17 protein-coding genes are annotated in these 19,680 nt (G+C 69.1%); 10 read left to right on the forward strand and 7 right to left on the reverse strand.

The features are described 5' to 3' along the window. Positions 1–48: 48 nt before the first annotated feature. The 5 genes from RMT89_RS18105 to RMT89_RS18125 all read right to left on the reverse strand — a co-directional run bounded on the left by RMT89_RS18105 (position 49) and on the right by RMT89_RS18125 (position 6,193). A complete protein-coding gene (locus tag RMT89_RS18105; protein ID WP_315884786.1) occupies positions 49–1,095 on the reverse strand; it encodes a dipeptide ABC transporter ATP-binding protein in 1,047 nt (348 codons plus the stop codon). Between the two features lie 26 nt (positions 1,096–1,121). Further along, positions 1,122–2,159 carry an ABC transporter ATP-binding protein gene (locus RMT89_RS18110; RefSeq protein ID WP_315884787.1) on the reverse strand — a complete coding sequence of 346 codons (1,038 nt, stop codon included), beginning with the start codon at positions 2,157–2,159 and terminating at the stop codon, positions 1,122–1,124. Positions 2,160–2,209: 50 nt separating this feature from the next. Beyond that, complete coding sequence (locus RMT89_RS18115; protein WP_315884788.1) at positions 2,210–3,190, reverse strand: ABC transporter permease; 981 nt, start codon at positions 3,188–3,190, stop codon at positions 2,210–2,212. Positions 3,191–3,316: 126 nt separating this feature from the next. Further along, the gene (locus RMT89_RS18120; protein WP_315884789.1) at positions 3,317–5,080 is read right to left on the reverse strand and encodes an ABC transporter substrate-binding protein; all 1,764 of its coding nucleotides are present in this window, start codon (positions 5,078–5,080) and stop codon (positions 3,317–3,319) included. An 84-nt stretch (positions 5,081–5,164) separates the two neighbouring features. Beyond that, complete coding sequence (locus RMT89_RS18125; RefSeq protein WP_315884790.1) at positions 5,165–6,193, reverse strand: ABC transporter permease; 1,029 nt, start codon at positions 6,191–6,193, stop codon at positions 5,165–5,167. Positions 6,194–6,665: 472 nt separating this feature from the next. On the opposite strand from RMT89_RS18125, the gene RMT89_RS18130 reads away from it, so the two are divergent. The 6 genes from RMT89_RS18130 (at position 6,666) to RMT89_RS18155 (ending at position 12,456) form a co-directional block, all read left to right on the forward strand. Further along, on the forward strand, positions 6,666–8,294 hold the full coding sequence (locus RMT89_RS18130) for an ABC transporter substrate-binding protein (protein ID WP_315884791.1): 1,629 nt from the start codon (positions 6,666–6,668) through the stop codon (positions 8,292–8,294). Between the two features lie 6 nt (positions 8,295–8,300). Continuing rightward, positions 8,301–9,224 (forward strand): ABC transporter permease, encoded by a 924-nt coding sequence (locus RMT89_RS18135; RefSeq protein ID WP_315884792.1) that lies wholly within the window; start codon positions 8,301–8,303, stop codon positions 9,222–9,224. After that, positions 9,217–10,218: an ABC transporter permease gene (locus tag RMT89_RS18140; RefSeq protein ID WP_315884793.1), complete on the forward strand. Its 1,002-nt coding sequence runs from the start codon at positions 9,217–9,219 to the stop codon at positions 10,216–10,218. Before RMT89_RS18135 ends, RMT89_RS18140 begins: the two co-directional genes overlap by 8 nt. A gap of 7 nt (positions 10,219–10,225) precedes the next feature. Next, entirely contained in the window at positions 10,226–10,387 is a 162-nt protein-coding gene (locus RMT89_RS18145) for a hypothetical protein (protein ID WP_315884794.1), read from the forward strand. A 64-nt stretch (positions 10,388–10,451) separates the two neighbouring features. Beyond that, a complete protein-coding gene (locus RMT89_RS18150) occupies positions 10,452–11,426 on the forward strand; it encodes an ABC transporter ATP-binding protein (RefSeq protein ID WP_315884795.1) in 975 nt (324 codons plus the stop codon). After that, the gene (locus RMT89_RS18155; protein ID WP_315884796.1) at positions 11,419–12,456 is read left to right on the forward strand and encodes a dipeptide ABC transporter ATP-binding protein; all 1,038 of its coding nucleotides are present in this window, start codon (positions 11,419–11,421) and stop codon (positions 12,454–12,456) included. Before RMT89_RS18150 ends, RMT89_RS18155 begins: the two co-directional genes overlap by 8 nt. Before the next feature lie 122 nt (positions 12,457–12,578). On the opposite strand, the gene RMT89_RS18160 is transcribed toward RMT89_RS18155, so the two are convergent. Beyond that, positions 12,579–14,693: a prolyl oligopeptidase family serine peptidase gene (locus tag RMT89_RS18160; RefSeq protein ID WP_315884797.1), complete on the reverse strand. Its 2,115-nt coding sequence runs from the start codon at positions 14,691–14,693 to the stop codon at positions 12,579–12,581. Positions 14,694–14,870: 177 nt separating this feature from the next. Here RMT89_RS18160 and RMT89_RS18165 point away from each other — a divergent pair, with 177 nt between their 5' ends. From RMT89_RS18165 to RMT89_RS18180, 4 genes are all read left to right on the forward strand, one after another. Next, positions 14,871–15,065: a hypothetical protein gene (locus RMT89_RS18165; protein ID WP_186280602.1), complete on the forward strand. Its 195-nt coding sequence runs from the start codon at positions 14,871–14,873 to the stop codon at positions 15,063–15,065. A 21-nt stretch (positions 15,066–15,086) separates the two neighbouring features. Continuing rightward, on the forward strand, positions 15,087–15,941 hold the full coding sequence (gene mshB / locus RMT89_RS18170; protein ID WP_315884798.1) for an N-acetyl-1-D-myo-inositol-2-amino-2-deoxy-alpha-D-glucopyranoside deacetylase: 855 nt from the start codon (positions 15,087–15,089) through the stop codon (positions 15,939–15,941). After that, positions 15,941–16,354, forward strand: a complete 414-nt coding sequence (locus RMT89_RS18175) for a DUF6113 family protein (RefSeq protein WP_315884799.1) — start codon at positions 15,941–15,943, stop codon at positions 16,352–16,354. Before mshB ends, RMT89_RS18175 begins: the two co-directional genes overlap by 1 nt. Positions 16,355–16,514: 160 nt before the next feature. Then, positions 16,515–18,758: a hypothetical protein gene (locus RMT89_RS18180; RefSeq protein ID WP_315884800.1), complete on the forward strand. Its 2,244-nt coding sequence runs from the start codon at positions 16,515–16,517 to the stop codon at positions 18,756–18,758. A 55-nt stretch (positions 18,759–18,813) separates the two neighbouring features. Here the strand turns inward: RMT89_RS18180 and RMT89_RS18185 are convergent, their stop codons facing one another. Further along, positions 18,814–19,665 (reverse strand): transglutaminase-like domain-containing protein, encoded by an 852-nt coding sequence (locus tag RMT89_RS18185; protein ID WP_315884801.1) that lies wholly within the window; start codon positions 19,663–19,665, stop codon positions 18,814–18,816. Positions 19,666–19,680: the final 15 nt, after the last annotated feature.

Genomic DNA, 19,680 nt, shown 5'->3' on the forward strand with positions numbered 1-19,680 from the left:
GGCCGTTGAAAGTCCGTTCCGCGGGCTGCGGCTGACGAAAGGGGTGTGTCAGGCCGCGGCCTCGGGGTCCTTGGCGAGACGGGGCGCGGGCACGGTGGCCTCCGTCTCTGGGTAGTGGCAGGCGGTCAGATGGCCCGGCTTGTTGCCCTCGACCTGGACCAGCGGCGGCGCCTCGGAGGCGCACTTCTCGGTCGCCTTCCAGCAGCGGGTGCGGAAGCGGCAGCCGGACGGCGGGTTGATCGGAGAGGGCACGTCGCCGGTCAGGCGGATGCGCTCGCGGGCGGGCTTGTCGTCCGCCGACGCTTCGGGTACGGCGGACAGCAGGGCACGCGTGTAGGGGTGGCGCGGGTTGCCGTACAGGTCGTCGCGGTCGGCGATCTCGACGATCTTACCCAGGTACATGACCGCGACGCGCTGCGAGAAGTGCCGTACGACGGCCAGGTCGTGGGCGATGAAGACGAACGCGATGCCCAGCTCCCGCTGAACCTTCTGGAGCAGGTTCACGACCTGGGCCTGGATCGAGACGTCGAGCGCGGAGACGGGCTCGTCGGCCACGATCAGCTTCGGTTCCAGGGCGAGCGCACGGGCCACGCCGATGCGCTGGCGCTGACCGCCCGAGAACTCGTGCGGGAAGCGGTTGTAGTGCTCGGGGTTGAGACCGACGATCTCCAGGAGCTCGCGGACCCGCTTCTCGCGGCCGCCCTCCGGGTTGATGTCGTTGATCTCCATCGGACCCGCGATGATCTTGCCGACCGTGTGCCGCGGGTTCAGCGAGGCGTACGGGTCCTGGAAGATCATCTGGATCTCGGAGCGGACCGGCGCGAGCTGCCTGCGGTCCGCGCGGGTGATGTCCTTGCCGCGGTAGGAGATCGTGCCGCTCGTCGGTTCCAGCAGGCGGGTGATCAGCCGACCCGTGGTCGACTTGCCGCAGCCCGACTCGCCGACCAGACCGAGGCTCTCGCCTTCGTGGACCTGGAAGTCCAGGCCGTCGACGGCCTGCACATGGCCGACGGTCCGGCGGATCGGGAACCCGCCCTTGATCGGGAAGTGTTTGGTCAGCCCGGAGACGTCCAGGAGGGGAGTGGTGCTGCTCATGGTGGTGAAATCCCGTCTCTTGTACGTCAGTTGGAGCGACTGCCGGCGAGGTCGGTGAAGAACTCGCGGCGCTGGTCGGCGGTCAGGTGGCAGGCGGAACCGCGTCCGTCGACGATCTCAAGCGCCGGCCGCCCGGACGAGCACAGCCCGCCCTCGACCTTCTCGGTGAAGGCGCACCGCGGGTGGAAGCGGCAGCCCGACGGCGGATTCAGCAGTGACGGCGGCGAGCCCGGGATCGGGTTCAGCGGCACGTCCACCGGACCTTCCAGGCTCGGCATCGATCCCAGCAGGCCCCAGGTGTAGGGGTGCTGCGGGTCGCGCAGCACCTCCTCCTTGGTGCCGCGCTCCACGCACCGGCCGCCGTACATCACCAGCACGTCGTCGGCGATGTCGGCGATCACGCCCAGGTCGTGGGTGATGAAGATGATCGCGGTGCCGAACTCCTTCTGGAGGTCCTTGAGCAGGTCCATGATCTGGGCTTGCACGGTGACGTCCAGAGCGGTGGTCGGCTCGTCGGCGATGAGCAGCTCGGGGTCGCAGACCAGCGCCATGGCGATCATCGCGCGCTGGCGCATACCGCCGGAGAACTGGTGCGGATAGTCGTCCACCCGCACCTCCGGCTGCGGGATACCGACCCGGGTCAGCATCTCGATCGCCCGCGCCCGCGCCTGCTGCTTGGAGCAGCGGGTGTGCTTGCGGTACGTCTCACCGATCTGCTGGCCGATGGTGTGGTACGGCGACAGCGAGGTCAGCGCGTCCTGGAAGATCATCGACATCTTGTTGCCGCGCAGCTTCTCCAGGGTCTTCTCCGGCGCCCCGTTCAGCTCCTGGTCGTCGAGGACGATCGAGCCCTCGACCTGGGTGCTGTCCGGGTTGTGCAGACCCAGGATGGTCAGATTGGTGACCGACTTGCCGGACCCCGACTCACCCACGATGCCCAGCGTCTTGCCGCGTGCGAGGTCGAAGGAGAGACCGTCGACGGCCTTGACGGTGCCGTCCTCGGTCGAGAAGTGCACCTTCAGGTCCTTGATGGACAGGAAGGGCTGCTGTTCGGTGCTCGTCACGGGGACGCTCCAGTAAGGGGTGATGCGGGGTAGCTGGTGGGGGTGGCGGGTCAGGCGAGCCTGATGCGCGGATCGATGAGGGCGTAGCAGGCGTCGACGAAGATGTTGGCCACCACCACGAAGGACGCGGTGAGAACCATGACACCGAGCAGCATCGGAAGGTCGTTGGTGAACACGGACTTCACCGCGAGCATGCCGATGCCCTGGAGGCTGAAGGTCTGCTCGGTGATCATCGCGCCGCCGAGCAGGACACCGAGGTCGATGCCGAAGATGGTGACGATCGGTCCCATCGCGCCGCGCCAGGCGAAGCGGAAGAAGACCGTACGGCGGGACAGGCCCTTGGCCCGGGCGGTGCGGACGTAGTCCTCGTTGAGCGTCTCGACCATCTGGGAGCGCGTCATACGGGTGTAGTTCGCGGTGAAGATCAGCGCGAGCACCAGCCAGGGGAGCAGCAGCCCGCTGAACCACGCGCCCGGGTTCTCGGTGAAGGGCGTGTAGCCCGGCTGGTCCAGGATCTGCCACTGGTAGACGAAGAAGTACAGGGCCAGGGTGCCCACGAAGTAGATCTGCATCGACGAGGCGACCAGCGAGGCGCCGGAGGCGAACTTGTCGACGGCCTTGCCCTGGTGGCGCGCGGCCAGCATGCCCATACCGACACCGAAGACGACGAAGACCACGGCGGCCCCCATGCCCAGGGAGAACGTCGTGGGGAAGCGGTCCCATACGGTGGCGAGCACCGGCTCGCGGTTGACGAAGGAGTAGCCCAGGCAGGGCGCTTCGCAGTTGCCGAAGCCCGGGTAGTCGCGGCCCACGAAGATGCCGGCCAGCCAGTCCCAGTACTGCTGCGGCAGCGGGTCGGCGATCCCCATGTTGTGGCGGATCAGCTCAAGCGTCTCCGGCGTGCACAGCTTGCCGCAGGCCATTCGGGCCGGGTCGCGCGGCACCGAGTAGAACAGCATGAACGTGACCGCGCTGATGATCAACAGCGTGATCACGGCGCCGAGGAGCCGGCGCGTGAGGAAGCGAAGCATGGGGAGTGGCTTTCCTGGGAGGGCCGTCGTGCGGATCGGGCCGGGCCGGGGGTGACCGGTGGCCCGGAGGACGAGAGCCGAGGGTGGGGGCGGCTGTTGAGCCGCCCCCACCGCTCAGGTGATGGATCAGGCCTTGACGTACATCTTGTAGAGCATGCAACCGTCGAAGTTCGGGTCCATCTTCACGTTGCCGAGCTTGGAGCCGTGCAGGTAGATGCGCTTCATGTAGACGTCGGGGATGAACGCGCCGGTCTCCGTGACCTGCTTGTCCAGGGCCGCCCACATCTTGTTGGCCTTGTCCTGGTCGACCTCGGCGGTGGCGGCCTTGATGGCGGCGTCCACGGCCGGGTCCTTCAGGTGGGAGTAGTTCTGGCCCTGGTCCTTGACCTGGGTGCTCTCGAACAGCGGCTGGAAGACCGAGTAACCGGTCGGCCAGTCGGAGCTCCAGCCACCCCAGTAGATGTCGAAGCCGTTGTCGAGCTTGCCGACCTGGTCGTACCAGGTGGTGGAGTCGATCGGCTTGGTGACGACGTCGAAGCCGGCCTTCTTCAGGGCCTGCTCGACGACGACCTTGACCTTCGCGTTGGTCGGGTCGTTCTGGTAGGCGTAGACGACCTTGTAACCGGTCTTGCCGGCCTTCTCCAGAACCTTCTTCGCGGCGGCCGGGTCGCCCGCCGGGTTCTTGAGCTTGCCCCAGACGTCCTGCGACTCGTAGCCGGCGACCAGCGGGCTCATGATGCCGGTCGCGTAGTCACCGCGGTTGGCGCCACCCTGAAGCTGACGGATCTGGGCCGTCGGCCAGGCGCGGATGATGGCCTCGCGGACCGGCAGGTCCGTCACGCGGGTGGTGTTGATCCAGTAGACGCTGGTGCCGTTGCTCAGGCCGGAGAAGACCCGGTCCTTGGCCTCGGTGGTCGCCTTGGCGACGCGCTCCACCGGGACGGTGCGCCAGGAGGTGGCGTACTGGTCCTTGCCCGAGTCGGCGAGCAGACGGTCGGCGGCGGTGAGCTGCTCGATACCGAAGGTGAGGTCGAACTGGTCCGGGTAGGCGTTGCGGATCGGGTCCGTCGCCGGGTCCCAGTTCTCGTTGCGGACCAGGACCATCGACTTGTCGGTGACGTGGCTCTTGATCTTGTAAGGGCCGTTGGAGACCGGCTTCTTGTCGTAGTCCTGCTTGGTGTCCTTCTTCACCGGGGTCGGCGCGTAGGAGTGCATCGCGAGGACGTAGTTGAAGTCCGGACGCGCCTCGGAGAGGCGGAAGGTGATGGACTTGCCGCTGGTCTCGATCGACTTCAGGTGCTTGCCCTTGTAGGGGCCAGAGTACGACTTGCGGTAGTCCGTGGAGCCGGTCAGCCACGTCTGGACGTAGAAGGCGCCCTCGGTGATGAAGGTGGCGAAGGCACGCTCGATGCCGTGGCGGACGTCATCGACGGTGACGTCGGAGCCGTCCTCCCACTTGATGCCGTCCTTCAGCGTGAAGGTCCAGGTCTTGCCGCCGTCCTCCATCTTGCCCGTGTCGGTGGCGAGGTCGCCGACGAGGGTCTGCGAGCCGTCGTCGGCGATCTTGTAGCCGGTCAGCGTACGGGAGATGACCATCGCCGCCAGCGAGTTCCAGGCGTAGTAGATGCGCTGCGGGTCGAGGTGCGAGAAGTCGTCGTCGTTCAGAAGGTAGACCGTGCCGCCCTTCTTCGCGCCGGCGACCTCGGGGGCCGGGCCCTTGGAGTCCTCAGCCGTGCCGATCTTGACCACGGTCGCCTGGGCCTTGGCCGCTTCCTGCTTGCCGCCACCGGAGTTGCTGGTGGAGTCACCGCTGCTGCACGCGGTGAGCACGGAGCCCGAAGCCGCGGCCACGCCGGTGGCTATCAGGAAGTTTCTGCGCGAGAAGGACATCGCATCCTGCCTAGGTAAGTGAGTTGATGAGAGAGAGGATCCGGCACCCCGGCACCTTTGCCGTGGTCCTGAAAAGGGCCGGAGTCAGCGCTTGGTCTTCGGGTCGAGCGCGTCGCGTACCGAGTCACCGAGCAGGTTGAACGCCAGTACGAAGATCACCATGGCCATGCCCGGGAAGAGCAGGAAGGTGATGTCGTCCTGGTAGAACTTGGCGGCGTAGCCGATCATGACGCCCCAGTCGGGGGTCGGGTCCTGGAGACCCACGCCGAGGAAGGCGAGGCCGGCCTCCGTGGTCACCATCGCCGGGAGGGTGAGGGTGCCCTGGATGAGGATCGGCGTCCACAGGTTCGGCAGCAGCTCCTTGAAGATGATGCGTGCCGGGGAGGCGCCGGTGACCCTGGCGGCCTCGACGAACTCGCGCTCGCGCAGGGCCAGTACCTGGCCGCGCAGCAGACGCCCGATGGAGGACCAGCCGAACAGGGTGAGCAGGCCGATCAGGCAGGTGACCGTGAGCCAGACCGGGGTGTTCTCGTCGGCCCCGACGAACAGGGCGATCACCACGGGGGTGAAGGCCACGAAGAAGAGCTGGGACGGGAAGGCCAGCAGGATGTCGATGACCCGGCCGAGGAACCAGTCCGTCTTGCCGCCCACGTAGCCGGCGGTCACGCCGATCACCACACCGATGATCACCACCAGCAGCGTGATGGCGGTGGCGATGAGCAGCGAGTTGCGGATCGCGTAGAGCAGGAACGTGAAGACATCGCGGCCGAGCTGGGGGTCGATGCCGAACCAGAACTCGCCGCTCATACCGCCGTTGGGTCCGACGGGGAAGCCGTTGTCCCCCAGCAGGCCGGGCGTGTTGATGCCGTATGTCTCGTACGGATCCTTCCCGTACAGCTTCGATATCAGGGGTGCGCACAGGGCGATCGCAAAGAAGAAGATCACGACAAATGCCGCGATCACGCCCGTGCGGTCCCGCTTGAAGCGACGCCAGGCGAGCTGTCCCGGGGACCTGCTCTCGTTGGCCGCCGGTGCGGGAGAAGTGATCGACTTCTCGACGCTCTCGTCGGTCGCCTCAAGCGGGGCAGCCGCTGATGGAGTTGGGGGGGTCATGGTGCTCCTGGCCCAGGGAGGGTCTGATGACTCCGCAGGGCACTCCCCTACGGGCTACGCCGGACTTTTTCAACGCAATTCATTCAAGGTCAATAAATTCTGGGTTGGCTTGGTTCTCTATTTACCTTCTTTACTCCATCTTGACTGTTCCGTAGCTACGCGGGTAGTGCACCGTGATCGAGTTGTGCCTTGACTTGGACTAACTGGACTATTCGGGCAAGGAGTTCGTTATGCGGACGCCGTAGTGCCGAAATACGTACATCGGAGGGTCCGAATCCAACGGTTCGGCATCGGATGCCGAAGATCCATTGCGCCCCGCATCGAAGATCCATTCAGGAGGGCCCGAATGGGTCTGAGGGACCCCCCGAAAGGTGGGGTGCGTATGCGGATTATGCCTTTTGCCTCGATATTTGCCGGTAACGGATCAGCGCCGCGGCGCTGGAGGCACAGCGCAGTCATGAGGAGGCACTCCATGCGTGGAGTCACGCACGCCAAATGGGCCGCTTGCGCGGCGGCGGTAGCGCTCGCGGCGACGGCCTGCGGAGGCGGCGACGGAGACAGCGGCGGTGACACCAGCGCCGTGCTGAGCTCCTCCTGGGGTGACCCGCAGAACCCCCTGGAGCCCGCCAACACCAATGAGGTGCAGGGCGGCAAGGTCCTCGACATGATCTTCCGCAGCCTGAAGAAGTACGACCCGGAGACGGGCGAGGCCAAGAACATGCTCGCCGAGAGCATCGAGACGACCGACTCGCAGAACTTCACCGTCAAGATCAAGGACTGGACCTTCAGCAACGGCGAGCAGGTCACCGCCAAGTCCTTCGTGGACGCCTGGAACTACGGCGCCAGCCTGAAGAACAACCAGAAGAACGCGTACTTCTTCAGCTACATCGACGGCTACGACAAGGTCCACCCGGAGGACGGCAGCAAGCAGAGCGCCGACACGCTGTCCGGTCTGAAGGTCGTCGACGACAAGACCTTCACCGTCAAGCTCAGCCAGAAGTTCTCCACGTTCCCCGAGACCCTCGGCTACCCGGCCTTCGCCCCGCTCCCGCAGTCGTTCTTCGACGACCACGACGCCTGGCTGAGCAAGCCCGTCGGCAACGGCCCGTACACCATCGACTCCTACGCCAAGGGCTCGCAGATGTCCCTGCGCGCCTGGGACGGCTACCCCGGAAACGACAAGGCGCAGAACGGCGGTGTAGACCTCAAGGTCTACACCGACAACAACACCGCCTACACCGACCTGCTGGCCGGCAACCTCGACCTGGTCGACGACGTCCCCGCCTCCCAGCTCAAGAACGTCCAGGCCGACCTCGGCGACCGCTACCTCAACACCCCCGCCGGCATCATCCAGACCCTCGCCTTCCCCTTCTACGACGACGCCTGGAACAAGCCCGGCATGGAGAAGGTCCGCACGGGCCTGTCCCGGGCCATCAACCGCAAGCAGATCACCGAGACCATCTTCCAGAAGACCCGCACCCCGGCCACCGACTGGACCTCCCCGGTGCTCGGCGAGGACGGCGGCTTCAAGGAAGGACTGTGCGGAGACGCCTGCGAGTACGACGCCGACGCCGCCAAGCAGCTCATCGAGGAGGGCGGCGGGCTCCCCGGCGGCCAGGTCAAGATCACGTACAACGCGGACACCGGCTCGCACAAGGACTGGGTGGACGCCGTCTGCAACTCCATCAACAACGCGCTCGACAACGAGCGCGCCTGCGTCGGCAACCCGGTCGGCACCTTCGCCGACTTCCGCAGCCAGATCACCGACCTGAAGATGAGCGGCCCGTTCCGCGCGGGCTGGCAGATGGACTACCCGCTCATCCAGAACTTCCTCCAGCCGCTCTACTACACCAACGCCTCCTCCAACGACGGCAAGTGGTCCAACAAGGAGTTCGACGACCTCGTCGACCAGGCCAACGCCGAGACCGACACCGCCAAGGCGGTCGAGACCTTCCAGCAGGCCGAGGAGGTCGTCCGGGACAACATGGCCGCCATCCCGCTCTGGTACCAGAACGGCAGCGCCGGCTACTCGGAGCGGCTGACCAACGTGAAGCTCAATCCGTTCAGCGTCCCCGTCTACAACGAGATCAAGGTCGGCTGAGCGCCCATGGGACGGTACGTCGTCCGGCGTCTGCTCCAGATGATCCCGGTCTTCATCGGGGCGACCCTGCTGATCTTCCTCATGGTGAACGTGATGGGCGACCCCATCGCGGGGCTGTGCGGCGACCGGCAGTGCGACCCGGCGACGGCCGCCCAGCTGGAGAAGGAGTTCGGCCTCGACAAGCCGGTGTGGCAGCAATACCTGACCTACATGGGGAACGTCTTCACCGGCGACTTCGGCACCGCGTTCAACGGTCAGGAGGTCACCGAGCTGATGGCGTCGGCGTTCCCGGTGACCATCCGGCTGACGATCGTTGCCATCCTCTTCGAGATCGTCATCGGCATCACGCTGGGCGTGATCACGGGTCTGCGCCGGGGCCGGCCCGTCGACACCGGCGTCCTGCTGGTCACGCTCGTGGTGATCTCCGTGCCGACCTTCGTCACCGGTCTGCTGCTCCAGCTGCTGCTCGGCGTGGAGTGGGGCTGGATCAAGCCGTCGGTCTCCACCGACGCCACCTTCGGCGAGCTGATCGTGCCGGGCCTGGTCCTCGCGTCCGTGTCGTTGGCGTACGTGACCCGCCTGACCCGTACCTCCATCGCGGAGAACAAACGGTCCGACTACGTCCGTACGGCCGTCGCCAAGGGCCTGCCCCGGCACCGGGTGATCACCAAGCATCTGCTGCGCAACTCGCTGATCCCCGTCGTCACCTTCATCGGCACCGACATCGGCGCCCTGATGGGCGGGGCGATCGTCACCGAGCGGATCTTCAACATCCACGGCGTGGGCTACCAGCTCTACCAGGGCATCCTGCGGCAGAACACCCAGACGGTGGTCGGCTTCGTGACCGTCCTCGTCCTGGTCTTCCTGGTCGCCAATCTCCTCGTCGACCTTCTCTACGCCGTACTCGATCCGAGGATCCGCTATGCCTGAACCCCGAGAACCCGAGGGCGCCATCGCCCCGACCGGCATGGGCGGTGCCATGGATCTGGGCGCGAGCGAGGCGGAGGCGCTGGAGCATCCATCAGCCGCCTCCGGCGGACGGACTCCGGGAGGCCCCGAGGGCACCGGCCCTCAGGAGAAGCCGCGCAGTCTCTGGTCCGACGCCTGGCGCGATCTGCGCCGCAACCCCGTCTTCATCATCGCCGGCCTGGTCATCCTCTTCCTGGTCTTCATCTCCCTGTGGCCGGGCGCCATCACCTGGATGAGCCCCCTCAACTGCGACCTGGCCAAGGCCCAGCAGGGCTCCCAGCCCGGACACCCCTTCGGCTTCAACGGCCAGGGCTGCGACGTCTACACCCGTACGGTCTACGGCGCCCGTACGTCCGTCGCCGTCGGCGTCTGCGCCACGCTCGGCGTCGCCCTCCTCGGCAGCGTCCTCGGCGGACTCGCCGGGTTCTTCGGCGGGGCGTCGGACTCGGTGCTGTCCCGGATCACCGACATCTTCTTCGCCATCCCCGTGGTCCTCGGCGGGCTCGTGCTGCTGTCGGTGGTCACCAACAACAGCATCTGGCCGGTGATCGGGTTCATGGTGCTGCTCGGCTGGCCGCAGATCTCCCGCATCGCCAGAGGCTCGGTCATCACCGTCAAGCAGAACGACTACGTCCACGCCGCCCGCGCCCTCGGCGCCTCCAGCTCCCGCATGCTGCTGAGGCACATCCTGCCCAACGCGGTCGCCCCGGTGATCGTCGTGGCGACCATCGCGCTCGGCACCTACATCTCGCTGGAGGCGACCCTGTCCTACCTCGGCGTGGGACTGAAGCCGCCGAGCGTCTCCTGGGGCATCGACATCTCGGCCGCCTCCCCCTACATCCGCAACGCTCCGCACGCCCTGCTGTGGCCCTCGGGCGCCCTGGCGATCACCGTCCTGGCCTTCATCATGCTCGGCGACGCGGTCCGCGACGCCCTCGACCCGAAGCTGAGGTGACGGTGTCATGCCTCGAAAAGTGCGTGCGGTGCCCGGTGGCGGGCCCGTGCCCCGCGCGACAGCCGACCTCGGCTCGTCGCGCGGTCCCGGCGCCCGGACAGGCCCTGTACCGGCGTTCGCCGTCCGCGAGGACATGGTCCGCGACGCCCTCGACCCGAAGCTGAGGTGACGGTGTCATGCCTCGAAAAGTGCGTGCGGTGCCCGACGCCCTCGACCCGAAGCTGAGGTGAGTCGTGCTCCTCGAAGTGCGTGATCTGCACGTGGAGTTCCGGACCAGGGACGGCGTCGCCAAGGCGGTCAACGGCGTCACCTACGGGGTCGACGCGGGCGAGACCCTCGCCGTGCTCGGCGAGTCCGGCTCCGGCAAGTCGGTCACCGCGCAGACCGTCATGGGCATCCTCGACACGCCGCCGGGGCGGATCACCGCGGGCGAGGTCCTCTTCCAGGGCAGGGACCTGCTGAAGCTGAAGGAGGAGGAGCGCCGGAAGATCCGCGGCGCCGAGATGGCGATGATCTTCCAGGACGCGCTGTCCTCCCTGAACCCCGTGCTCAGCGTCGGCGACCAGCTCGGCGAGATGTTCACCGTGCACCGGGGGATGTCCAGGAAGGACGCCCGCGCCAAGGCCGTGGAACTGATGGACCACGTCCGCATCCCCGCCGCCAAGGAGCGGGTCAAGCAGTACCCGCATCAGTTCTCCGGCGGTATGCGCCAGCGCATCATGATCGCGATGGCGCTGGCCCTGGAGCCCGCCCTGATCATCGCCGACGAGCCGACCACCGCCCTGGACGTCACGGTCCAGGCCCAGGTCATGGATCTGCTCGCGGAGTTGCAGCGCGAGTACAACATGGGCCTGATCCTCATCACCCACGACCTCGGCGTGGTCGCGGACGTCGCCGACCGGATCGCCGTGATGTACGCGGGCCGGATCGTGGAGTCGGCCCCCGTGCACGACATCTACAAGGCGCCCGCCCACCCCTACACCCGGGGCCTGCTCGACTCCATCCCGCGCCTTGACCAGAAGGGCCAGGAGCTCTACGCCATCAAGGGCCTGCCGCCGAACCTGATGCACATCCCGCCCGGCTGCGCCTTCCACCCCCGCTGCCCCATGGCCCAGGACGTGTGCCGCACGGACGAGCCCCCGCTGTACGACGTCTCCGAAGTCCGCGGCAGCGCCTGCCACTTCTGGAGGGAGTGCCTGCATGGCTGAGCCGATCCTTCAGGTCAGCGGACTGGTCAAGCACTACCCGCTGACCACCGGCATCCTCTTCAAGAAGCAGGTCGGCGCGGTGAAGGCCGTCGACGGCGTGGACTTCCACCTGGACCAGGGCGAGACCCTCGGCATCGTCGGGGAGTCCGGCTGCGGCAAGTCGACGGTGGCCAAGATGCTGGTCAACCTGGAGCGGCCGACGGCGGGTTCGATCACGTACAAGGGCGAGGACATCACCCAGCTGTCCGGCAAGGCCCTGAAGGCGGTCCGCCGCAACATCCAGATGGTCTTCCAGGACCCCTACACCTCGCTCAACCCCCGGATGACGGTCGGCGACATCATCGGGGAGCCTTACGACATCCACCCCGAGGTGGCCCCGAAGGGCGACCGGCGCCGCAAGGTCCAGGACCTGCTGGACGTCGTCGGCCTCAACCCCGAGTACATCAACCGCTATCCGCACCAGTTCTCCGGCGGCCAGCGCCAACGCATCGGCATCGCACGGGGGTTGGCGCTGCGCCCCGAGGTCATCGTCGCCGACGAGCCGGTCTCGGCCCTGGACGTCTCGGTCCAGGCCCAGGTCATCAACCTGATGGACCGCCTCCAGAACGACTTCGACCTCTCCTACATCTTCATCGCCCACGACCTGTCGATCGTCCGGCACATCTCCGACCGGGTGGGCGTCATGTACCTCGGCCGGATCGTGGAGACCGGCAAGGACACCGAGATCTACGACCATCCGACGCACCCCTACACCCAGGCGCTCCTGTCCGCGGTCCCCGTCCCCGACCCGGAGGCCCGGGAACACCGCGAGCGGATCATCCTGGCCGGCGATGTCCCGTCCCCGACGAACATCCCCTCCGGCTGCCGCTTCCGCACCCGCTGCTGGAAGGCCCAGGAACGCTGCGCCCAGGAGGTCCCGCTCCTCGCGGTCCCACCCCACCTCCGCCATCTGGAGGGCCCCGCGGCACACGACTCGGCCTGCCACTTCGCGGAGGAGAAGCAGGTCGTCCCGACCGAGGAAGCGGAGTAACACAGAGGCAACTCGGCTGACCCGGTTCCGATATACGGACGCGTCAGTCTGAACAACGTACGGCCGTGCGGGTGCCGTAAACGGGCCGGGGCGCGCCATGTCGCCCCGGCCCGTTGCCGTACCTACAGACCCAGGGAACGCTTCAGGAAGTCCACCTGGAGCAGCAGCAGGTTCTCGGCGACCTGTTCCTGGGGCGTCATGTGGGTCACGCCCGACAGGGGCAGGACCTCGTGCGGGCGGCCCGCTGACAGCAGCGCCGAGGACAGGCGGAGGGCGTGCGCGAAGACCACGTTGTCGTCGGCCGTGCCGTGCACGATCATCAGGGGGCGGTGGGAGCCGGCGGGTGAGGACAGGCCCTCGTCCGTCACCAGGGAGCTCTTCGCGTACGACTCCGGGTGCGCGGCCGGGTCGCCCAGATACCGCTCCGTGTAGTGGGTGTCGTACAGCCGCCAGTCCGTGACCGGAGCGCCCGCGATGCCGGCGTGGAAGACGTCCGGGCGGCGCAGCACCGCGAGCCCCGCCAGCCAGCCGCCGAAGGACCAGCCGCGGATCGCGACCCGGTTCAGGTCGAGCGGGTGGGTCTTGGCGAGGTCCTGGAGGGCGTCGATCTGGTCGTCGAGCGCGACGGTCAGGTCGTGGTGGATCTCCTTCTCCCATGCGGGCGAGCGGCCCGGGGTACCCCGGCCGTCCGCGACGATCACCGCGAACCCCTGGTCGGCGAACCACTGCGAGGTGAGGAACGCGTTGTGCGCGGCGACCACCCGCGGGCCGTGCGGGCCGCCGTAGGGGTCCAGCAGCACCGGCAGGGAGGTGTCACCGCGGTAGTCCGTTGGCATAAGCACGGCGCACGGGACACGGCGTGCGCCCCCCGGAGTGAGTGTCACGCGCGGGGACAGACCGGGATCGTCGGCGTACGAGGGGACGGTCGCCGTCTGCTTCCCGTCCCGGAGGACCCGCACCCGCGCCCCCGGCCGGTCCAGTGACGCGGACACCAATACGGTCACGCCTCCGGCGCGTACCGCCGAGTGCACGCCGGGCTCCTGAGAGACCCGCTCCACCCCGAGCTCGTTCACCCGATAAACATGCACCTCGCCGATCTCCGGCTCCGCCGCGCTCTCCCCGGCGGACGCCGAGACCAGCACGTCGTCGTCCGAGACGTCCAGCACCGCACGGACGTGCAACTGCGCTCCCGTCAGCGGGCGTTCACCCACCGCGAGCACCCGCGCGCCGCCCTCGTCGGCGATGCGCACCAGCTGCCCGGAGGGGCTCCAGCACGGCACCCCAGGGAAAAGTTCCAGCCAAATGGGATCTTCGTCCGCGTGCACCATCCGGGTCGCCCCCGACTCCGGGTCCACGGCCAGGAAGAGCTGGCTGCGCTGGTCGCGCGCCTGGACGAGCAGCAGCGGCGCGCCCGCCGCTGACCAGTGCACATGCGCCAGATACGGATAGCGGGCCCGGTCCCACATCACCTCCGTGCGCCCCCCGTCGAGGGTGACGACGAACAGCCGTACGTCCGCGTTGGGGGTGCCCGCCGCCGGATACGCCACCCGCTGCGGCTCACGCTCCGGATGGGCCGGATCGGAGATCCACCACCGGCTCACCGGCGCGTCGTCGACCCGCGCCACCAGCAGCCGGTCCGACTCGGGACCCCACCAAAAGCCCCGCGAACGCCCCATCTCCTCGGCCGCGATGAACTCCGCCAGACCGTAGGAGACCTGCTCCGACTCCCCTTCGGCCAGGGTCCGTTCCCCCTCTCCCTCGGCACCTACGACACGCAGGGCGCCCTGGGCGACGTAGGCGACATGGCGGCCGTCGGGGGAGGGGCGCGGGTCGATCACCGGTCCCCGGACGGGGAGTTCGCGTGCCGTCCCGGCCCGTAGCTCGGCCACGAAAAGGCGGCCTGACAAGGCGAAAGACGCCAACTCCAGGGCCTCGTCGGTGGCGTAGCCGACGATGCCGGCACCGCCTTCGCGGCTGCGCTCGCGCCGGGCCCGCTCCTGCGGGGAGAGGTGCTCCTCGCCGCCGCCGAGGAGGGCGCGCGGATCCGCCGCCACGCGCTCCCCGCCGTCCCCGGGGTCGAGCACCCACAGCGCGTTCGCCCGGTCCGTACCGGAGGAGGAGCGCAGGAAAGCGACCCGCGAACCGTCGGGCGCCACGGTGAACGCGCGCGGCGCGCCGAGCGTGAACCGCTGGGTGCGCGCGTGCCGTCGGGGGAAGGAATCAGACCTCATCGTCATGCCCCGACCATATTGGCCATGCGCCCCCTTGTGCGGCCGTGCGCCATCCGATGCGCGCGTACGGATAGTTATGATCACTAGCGCATAGTGGGTATGAACCCGCTGGCTGCCTTATGGATTTATCTGCCCCCTAAGTCCGACCCCCCGCGCTCTTGGGATCTTTGGAGGTGAGCCGCCGTGGCACTCTCGATTTCGGCGGTGGTGCTGCTGGCGATCATCGTCTTCTTGCTGATCAAGAAGTCGGGACTGAAGGGCGGGCATGCGGTCGTCTGCATCCTCCTCGGGTTCTACCTCGCCTCCTCGACCATGGCGCCCACGATCAGCGATCTGACCACGAGCGTGGCCAGCATGATCGGCAGCATCAAGTTCTGAGGTCGCGTCTAGGGTGTGCCCATGACGGAACTGCCCGCCCGGCGTCTGCTGCTCGTGCACGCGCACCCGGACGACGAGTCGATCAACAACGGCGCGACCATGGCCGCGTACGCCGCCGACGGTGCCCACGTGACCCTGGTCACCTGCACGCTCGGTGAGCGGGGCGAGGTCATCCCGCCCGGCCTCGCCCATCTGTCCGGCACCGACCTCGGCGAGTACCGCCTCGGCGAGCTCACCGCCGCCATGCGCGAGCTCGGCGTCGACGACTTCCGTCTGCTCGGCGGCACCGGCCGCTACCGCGACTCCGGGATGATGGGCCTGCCCGACAACGACGACCCCGACTGCTTCTGGCAGGCCGACGTCGACGAGGCCGCCGGTCATCTGCTCGATGTGATCCGCGAGGTACGCCCCCAGGTCCTGATCACCTACGACGAGAACGGCGGCTACGGCCACCCCGACCACATCCAGGCCCACCGCGTCGCCATGCGCGCCGCCGAACTCGCCGCCGACGCGGGCTGCCCCATCGCCAAGGTCTACTGGAACCGGGTCCCGCGCACCGTGGGCGAGCAGGCCTTCGCCCGACTCCTGGACGCCCTCCCGGAGCTGCCGTTCACCAAGACGGCCACCCTCGACGACGTCCCCGGAGTGGTCGGCGACGAGCGGATCACCACCGTGGTCGACGGCACCGCGCACACCGCCGCCAAGACCGACGCGATGGCCGCGCACGCCACCCAGATCGAGGTGTCCGGCGAGTACTTCGTCCTCTCCAACGAGCTCGCCCAGCCCGTCTTCACGACGGAGTACTACGAGTTGGTGCGCGGCGAGAAGGCCGGAGTGCCGGAGACCGACCTGTTCGCGGGGATCGAGGACGCGTGATGAAGAACGACCAGACCTCCATGCTCGCCCAGCCCCCGGGGCTGCCCTCCGTTGCCCGGTTCGCCCTCCTGTTCGGCCTCTTCGTGCTCGGCGCGGTCGTCGCGGCCGCCGGTGCGCTGATCCAGGGCGCCTGGTTCCCGGGCGGGCTGCTGCTCGCGCTCGCGGGTGAGGTCGGGCTGTGTCTCGGCGGCGCGCTGATCGCCCGCGGCCGGGGCGGGGCCGTCGCGCCGGCCGCCGGCTGGATGCTCGCCGTCATCCTGCTCACCGCCAGCCGGCCGGAGGGCGACTTCGTCTTCGCCTCGGACGGCGGCTCCTATGTCTTCCTGCTCGGCGGGATGGCCGCGGCTGTGATGTGCGCCACCCTCGCACCGACGCGGCAACCGGACGGTGACGGCGTCCGACTTGGCAAGTGACGTACTGCTTCTCCGCGCCGCGCACGTGCGAGTCCCGTGTGGGTTTCCCCGGCGGTCGTGGGATACGGGCCAGAAGTGGCCAGTATGGTGGTGCGCGCCGCCGAGCCGCCCGGAGCAGTGAGGTCGAGTCGGGCGGCGGAGCCAACCGGGAGAACCTGCCTTGAGTCGTGAAACTGACAGTCCGTCCTCCGGGCCCAACGGGCGCGGCGGAGCCGCTTACCCCTCGGGCACGCCGCCTTACGGGACGCCTGCGGTTCCCGACGGCGGTCCGGATGCGGGCCGTTCGGCCGCGCGGCCGGAGGAACGCAAGACCGAGACCACGCTGACGACCCGGATCCGGATCAATATCCCCGGGTCGCGGCCCATTCCGCCGGTCGTCGTGCGCAAGCCCGTCGGGGACACCGAGAGTGCCGGCCCCGAGGCGCCGGAACCGAGCGCCCCCGCGCCCACGCCCGAGCCGCCCGCCGAGCCCGCGGCTCCGGCCGACGAGAAGCCGACGAGCGAGTGGTTCGCACCGCGCAAGTCCGCTGCCCCGAAGGCCGGTCCGGGCGGCGGCCACAGCAACGGCGCCGGAGCGCCCGGGGGTTCGGCACCTTCGGGTGCGGCCCCTTCGGGCCCGGCGCCCTCGGGTCCGCGTCCCGGCGGTGTCGTCGGCTCCATGAACATGCAGGGCGGGTCCCGCCCCGGCGCGACCAACGGGTCGGGGATGCCGGGCGGCGCGACCGGCGGACCCGTGGCGCCCGGACACGGCGGCGGCACCGGCTCCTTCGACGTCACCGAGGCGCTGGCCTCGGGCCCGCTCGGCGGCGGCCCCCGCCCCGGCGACGAACCGCGCCGCGACGACCTGCCGTACTTCTCCGAGAACGGCCACGGCACGCACGAGGGCCAGAACGGCTACGGCGGTCAGGGCATCCCCGGCGGCCAGGGCGGTCCCGCGGGCCCGGGCGGCCCGAGCGGGTTCAACGGCCCGGGCGGACCCGGCGTCCCGGGCGGCCGGGGCGGACAGCAGGGCCCCGCAGGCCCGACGACCGGTCCGGTGACCGGGGACGGTCCGATGGTCCCGCCGGTGGGCGGCGGCCAGGGTGAGCCGGGTGGCTTCGGCGGCCCTGGCGCCCCGAGCGGCTACAACGGCCCGGGCGGAGCCGGCGGCTTCAGCGGCCCCGGCGGCCCCGCCCCGATGGGCGCCCCCGGCATGCACGCCCCCGGCGGCGGTCTGAGCGACGACACCGCGATCCTCACCCCGCAGAAGCCGGCCCCCGAGCCCGGCACCCCCGGCTACGGCAACCCCGCCGACAACGTCTCCGGGCACACCGTCACCAGCGGCATCCCCGTGGTGCCGCCCGGCGCCCAGAACGCCCCGTTCGGGCCGGGCGCGCACACCGACGGACCGCTGCCGCACACGCCCCCGAAGCTGCCCGAGCCCGTCGCCCAGAACGTGCCCTCGGCGCCCGCGCCCAAGAAGAAGGGCCGCGGCAAGCTGGGCCTGCTCACCGGTGGCGTGATCGTCCTCGCCGGCGGTGTATACGGCGCGGGCCTGCTGATGAACCACTCCGACGTGCCCAAGGGCACCACCGTGCTCGGCGTCGACATCGGCGGCGGCACCCGTGACGACGCGGTCAAGAAGCTCGACGACGCCTTCGACGACCGTGTGAACAAGGAGCTGAAGCTCACGGTGGGCGGCAAGCCCGTCACGCTCAAGCCGGACCAGGCGGGGCTCCAGTTCGACGCCGCGGCCACCGTCAGCGAGGCCGCGCAGAGCGACTACAACCCGGTCTCCGTGGTCGGCTCGCTCTTCGGCCAGGAGCGCGTGGTCGAGCCGGTCATGCCGGTCGACGAGGAGAAGCTGCAGGCCGCGCTGGAGAACGCCGCCGGCGGCTCCGGCTCGGTGACCGACGGCACGATCACGTTCCAGTCGGGCAAGGCCGTCGCCGTGTACGGCAAGGCGGGCCAGGGCATCGACGTCGCCAGGTCGACCGACGCGGTCGAGGAGGCGTACCGGACCCAGGTGGAGACCGGCACGGCCGCCGCGGTGCCGGTGGCGACGACGGCCAAGGAGCCGACGGTCACCAACGCCGAGGTCGACCGGATGATGAAGGAGTTCGCGCAGCCCGCGATGTCGGCCAACGTCATCGTGCGCACGGACGCCACCCGCTTCATCGAGTTCAGCCCGGAGAACTCCCTGTGGAAGTTCCTCAGGGTGAAGGCCGTGGACGGCAAGCTCGTCGACAGCCCCGACCTGAACGCGCTCAAGGAGCTCTACGGCCAGACCTTCGACGGCGTGCTGATCACCCGGGGCACCGGCAAGAAGACGGCCGTCACGCCCCAGGACGTCTACGTCGCCCTGCGCCAGGCCCTGCTCAGCAAGTCCGACCGGGACGTCACCATCGAGACGAACCCGAGCTGACGCACCCGGAGCCCTGGCGGCGGCCCAGGCGCACGACGTGGACGCGGCCACGCCATCAGTTCAGCATGGCCCGCGCGGCGTGCGCCTGCTGCTTGATGCGGGCCGAGGCACCCGGATCCACCGCCCCGACCACCTCCGCGTACGCCTCCAGCTCCACCGCCCCCTCGACGAAGTCCCCGCGCTGCACCAGCAACTGAGCCCGCTCGTACCGCAGCCGAGCCGGATGCGAAGGCAGCAGCAGCGCCAGCTCGACCGCCCACAGCGCCACATCGGACCGCTCGGGCCGGGCCGCGGCCCAGGCCCGGACGTTGTTGAGGATCCGCGAGACCACCTCAAGGGGCGCCGCGGGCACCAGCATCGACGGATGCAGGGCCGTCCCCGTGGCCCCCGCCACCAGCAACTCCGCGTCCGCCCCGCTCAGCGTCCTGCCCCCGTTGAACGGATCGGCGAGCACCTGCTCGTCCGGCTCCCCGAACCCCACGACGAAATGCCCCGGAAGAGCCAGCCCGTACACCGGCGCCCCGGCCCTGCGAGCCACCTCCATCCACACCACCGACAGCAGGATCGGCAGCCCGCGCCTGTGCCGCAGCACCTCGTGCAGCAGCGAGGACTCCAGCCGCTGATAGTCGCCGGGCGCGCCCCGGAAGCCGAGCCGGTCGCCGAGCAGCTCCCGCAGGGACACGGCCCAGGAGCGCGGCCCGCCGGGCCGGAACGGCAGCTGCCCGGCCAGCCGGTCCAGCTCCACCTGGGCGGCGTCCATGCCCGCCTCGTCCAGCGTGCCGTCCGCCTCGGCGCCCACCAGCAGGCACAGCGTCGACAGATCGGGCCGCTCGCAGCGGGCCTCCTCGGCGAACCGGCGGCGCAGTTCGGCCGAGCGTTCGGGAGGCGGGGGGTAGGGGGGAGGCATAGCAGGCTCGTGCCC

The sequence above is a fragment of the Streptomyces sp. P17 genome (genome assembly GCF_032436805.1).
In the GTDB taxonomy this organism is placed as follows: Bacteria; Actinomycetota; Actinomycetes; order Streptomycetales; family Streptomycetaceae; genus Streptomyces.

Excerpts from the sequence above, each read along its gene's own strand:
- RMT89_RS18105 (WP_315884786.1), bottom strand. The coding sequence starts at position 1,095 with ATGAGCAGCACCACTCCCCTCCTGGACGTCTCCGGGCTGACCAAACAC.
- RMT89_RS18115 (WP_315884788.1), bottom strand. The coding sequence starts at position 3,190 with ATGCTTCGCTTCCTCACGCGCCGGCTCCTCGGCGCCGTGATCACGCTG.
- RMT89_RS18120 (WP_315884789.1), bottom strand. The coding sequence starts at position 5,080 with ATGTCCTTCTCGCGCAGAAACTTCCTGATAGCCACCGGCGTGGCCGCG.
- RMT89_RS18125 (WP_315884790.1), bottom strand. The coding sequence starts at position 6,193 with ATGACCCCCCCAACTCCATCAGCGGCTGCCCCGCTTGAGGCGACCGAC.
- RMT89_RS18130 (WP_315884791.1), top strand. The coding sequence starts at position 6,666 with ATGCGTGGAGTCACGCACGCCAAATGGGCCGCTTGCGCGGCGGCGGTA.
- RMT89_RS18135 (WP_315884792.1), top strand. The coding sequence starts at position 8,301 with ATGGGACGGTACGTCGTCCGGCGTCTGCTCCAGATGATCCCGGTCTTC.
- RMT89_RS18140 (WP_315884793.1), top strand. The coding sequence starts at position 9,217 with ATGCCTGAACCCCGAGAACCCGAGGGCGCCATCGCCCCGACCGGCATG.
- RMT89_RS18145 (WP_315884794.1), top strand. The coding sequence starts at position 10,226 with ATGCCTCGAAAAGTGCGTGCGGTGCCCGGTGGCGGGCCCGTGCCCCGC.
- RMT89_RS18155 (WP_315884796.1), top strand. The coding sequence starts at position 11,419 with ATGGCTGAGCCGATCCTTCAGGTCAGCGGACTGGTCAAGCACTACCCG.
- RMT89_RS18160 (WP_315884797.1), bottom strand. The coding sequence starts at position 14,693 with ATGACGATGAGGTCTGATTCCTTCCCCCGACGGCACGCGCGCACCCAG.
- mshB (WP_315884798.1), top strand. The coding sequence starts at position 15,087 with ATGACGGAACTGCCCGCCCGGCGTCTGCTGCTCGTGCACGCGCACCCG.
- RMT89_RS18175 (WP_315884799.1), top strand. The coding sequence starts at position 15,941 with ATGAAGAACGACCAGACCTCCATGCTCGCCCAGCCCCCGGGGCTGCCC.
- RMT89_RS18185 (WP_315884801.1), bottom strand. The coding sequence starts at position 19,665 with ATGCCTCCCCCCTACCCCCCGCCTCCCGAACGCTCGGCCGAACTGCGC.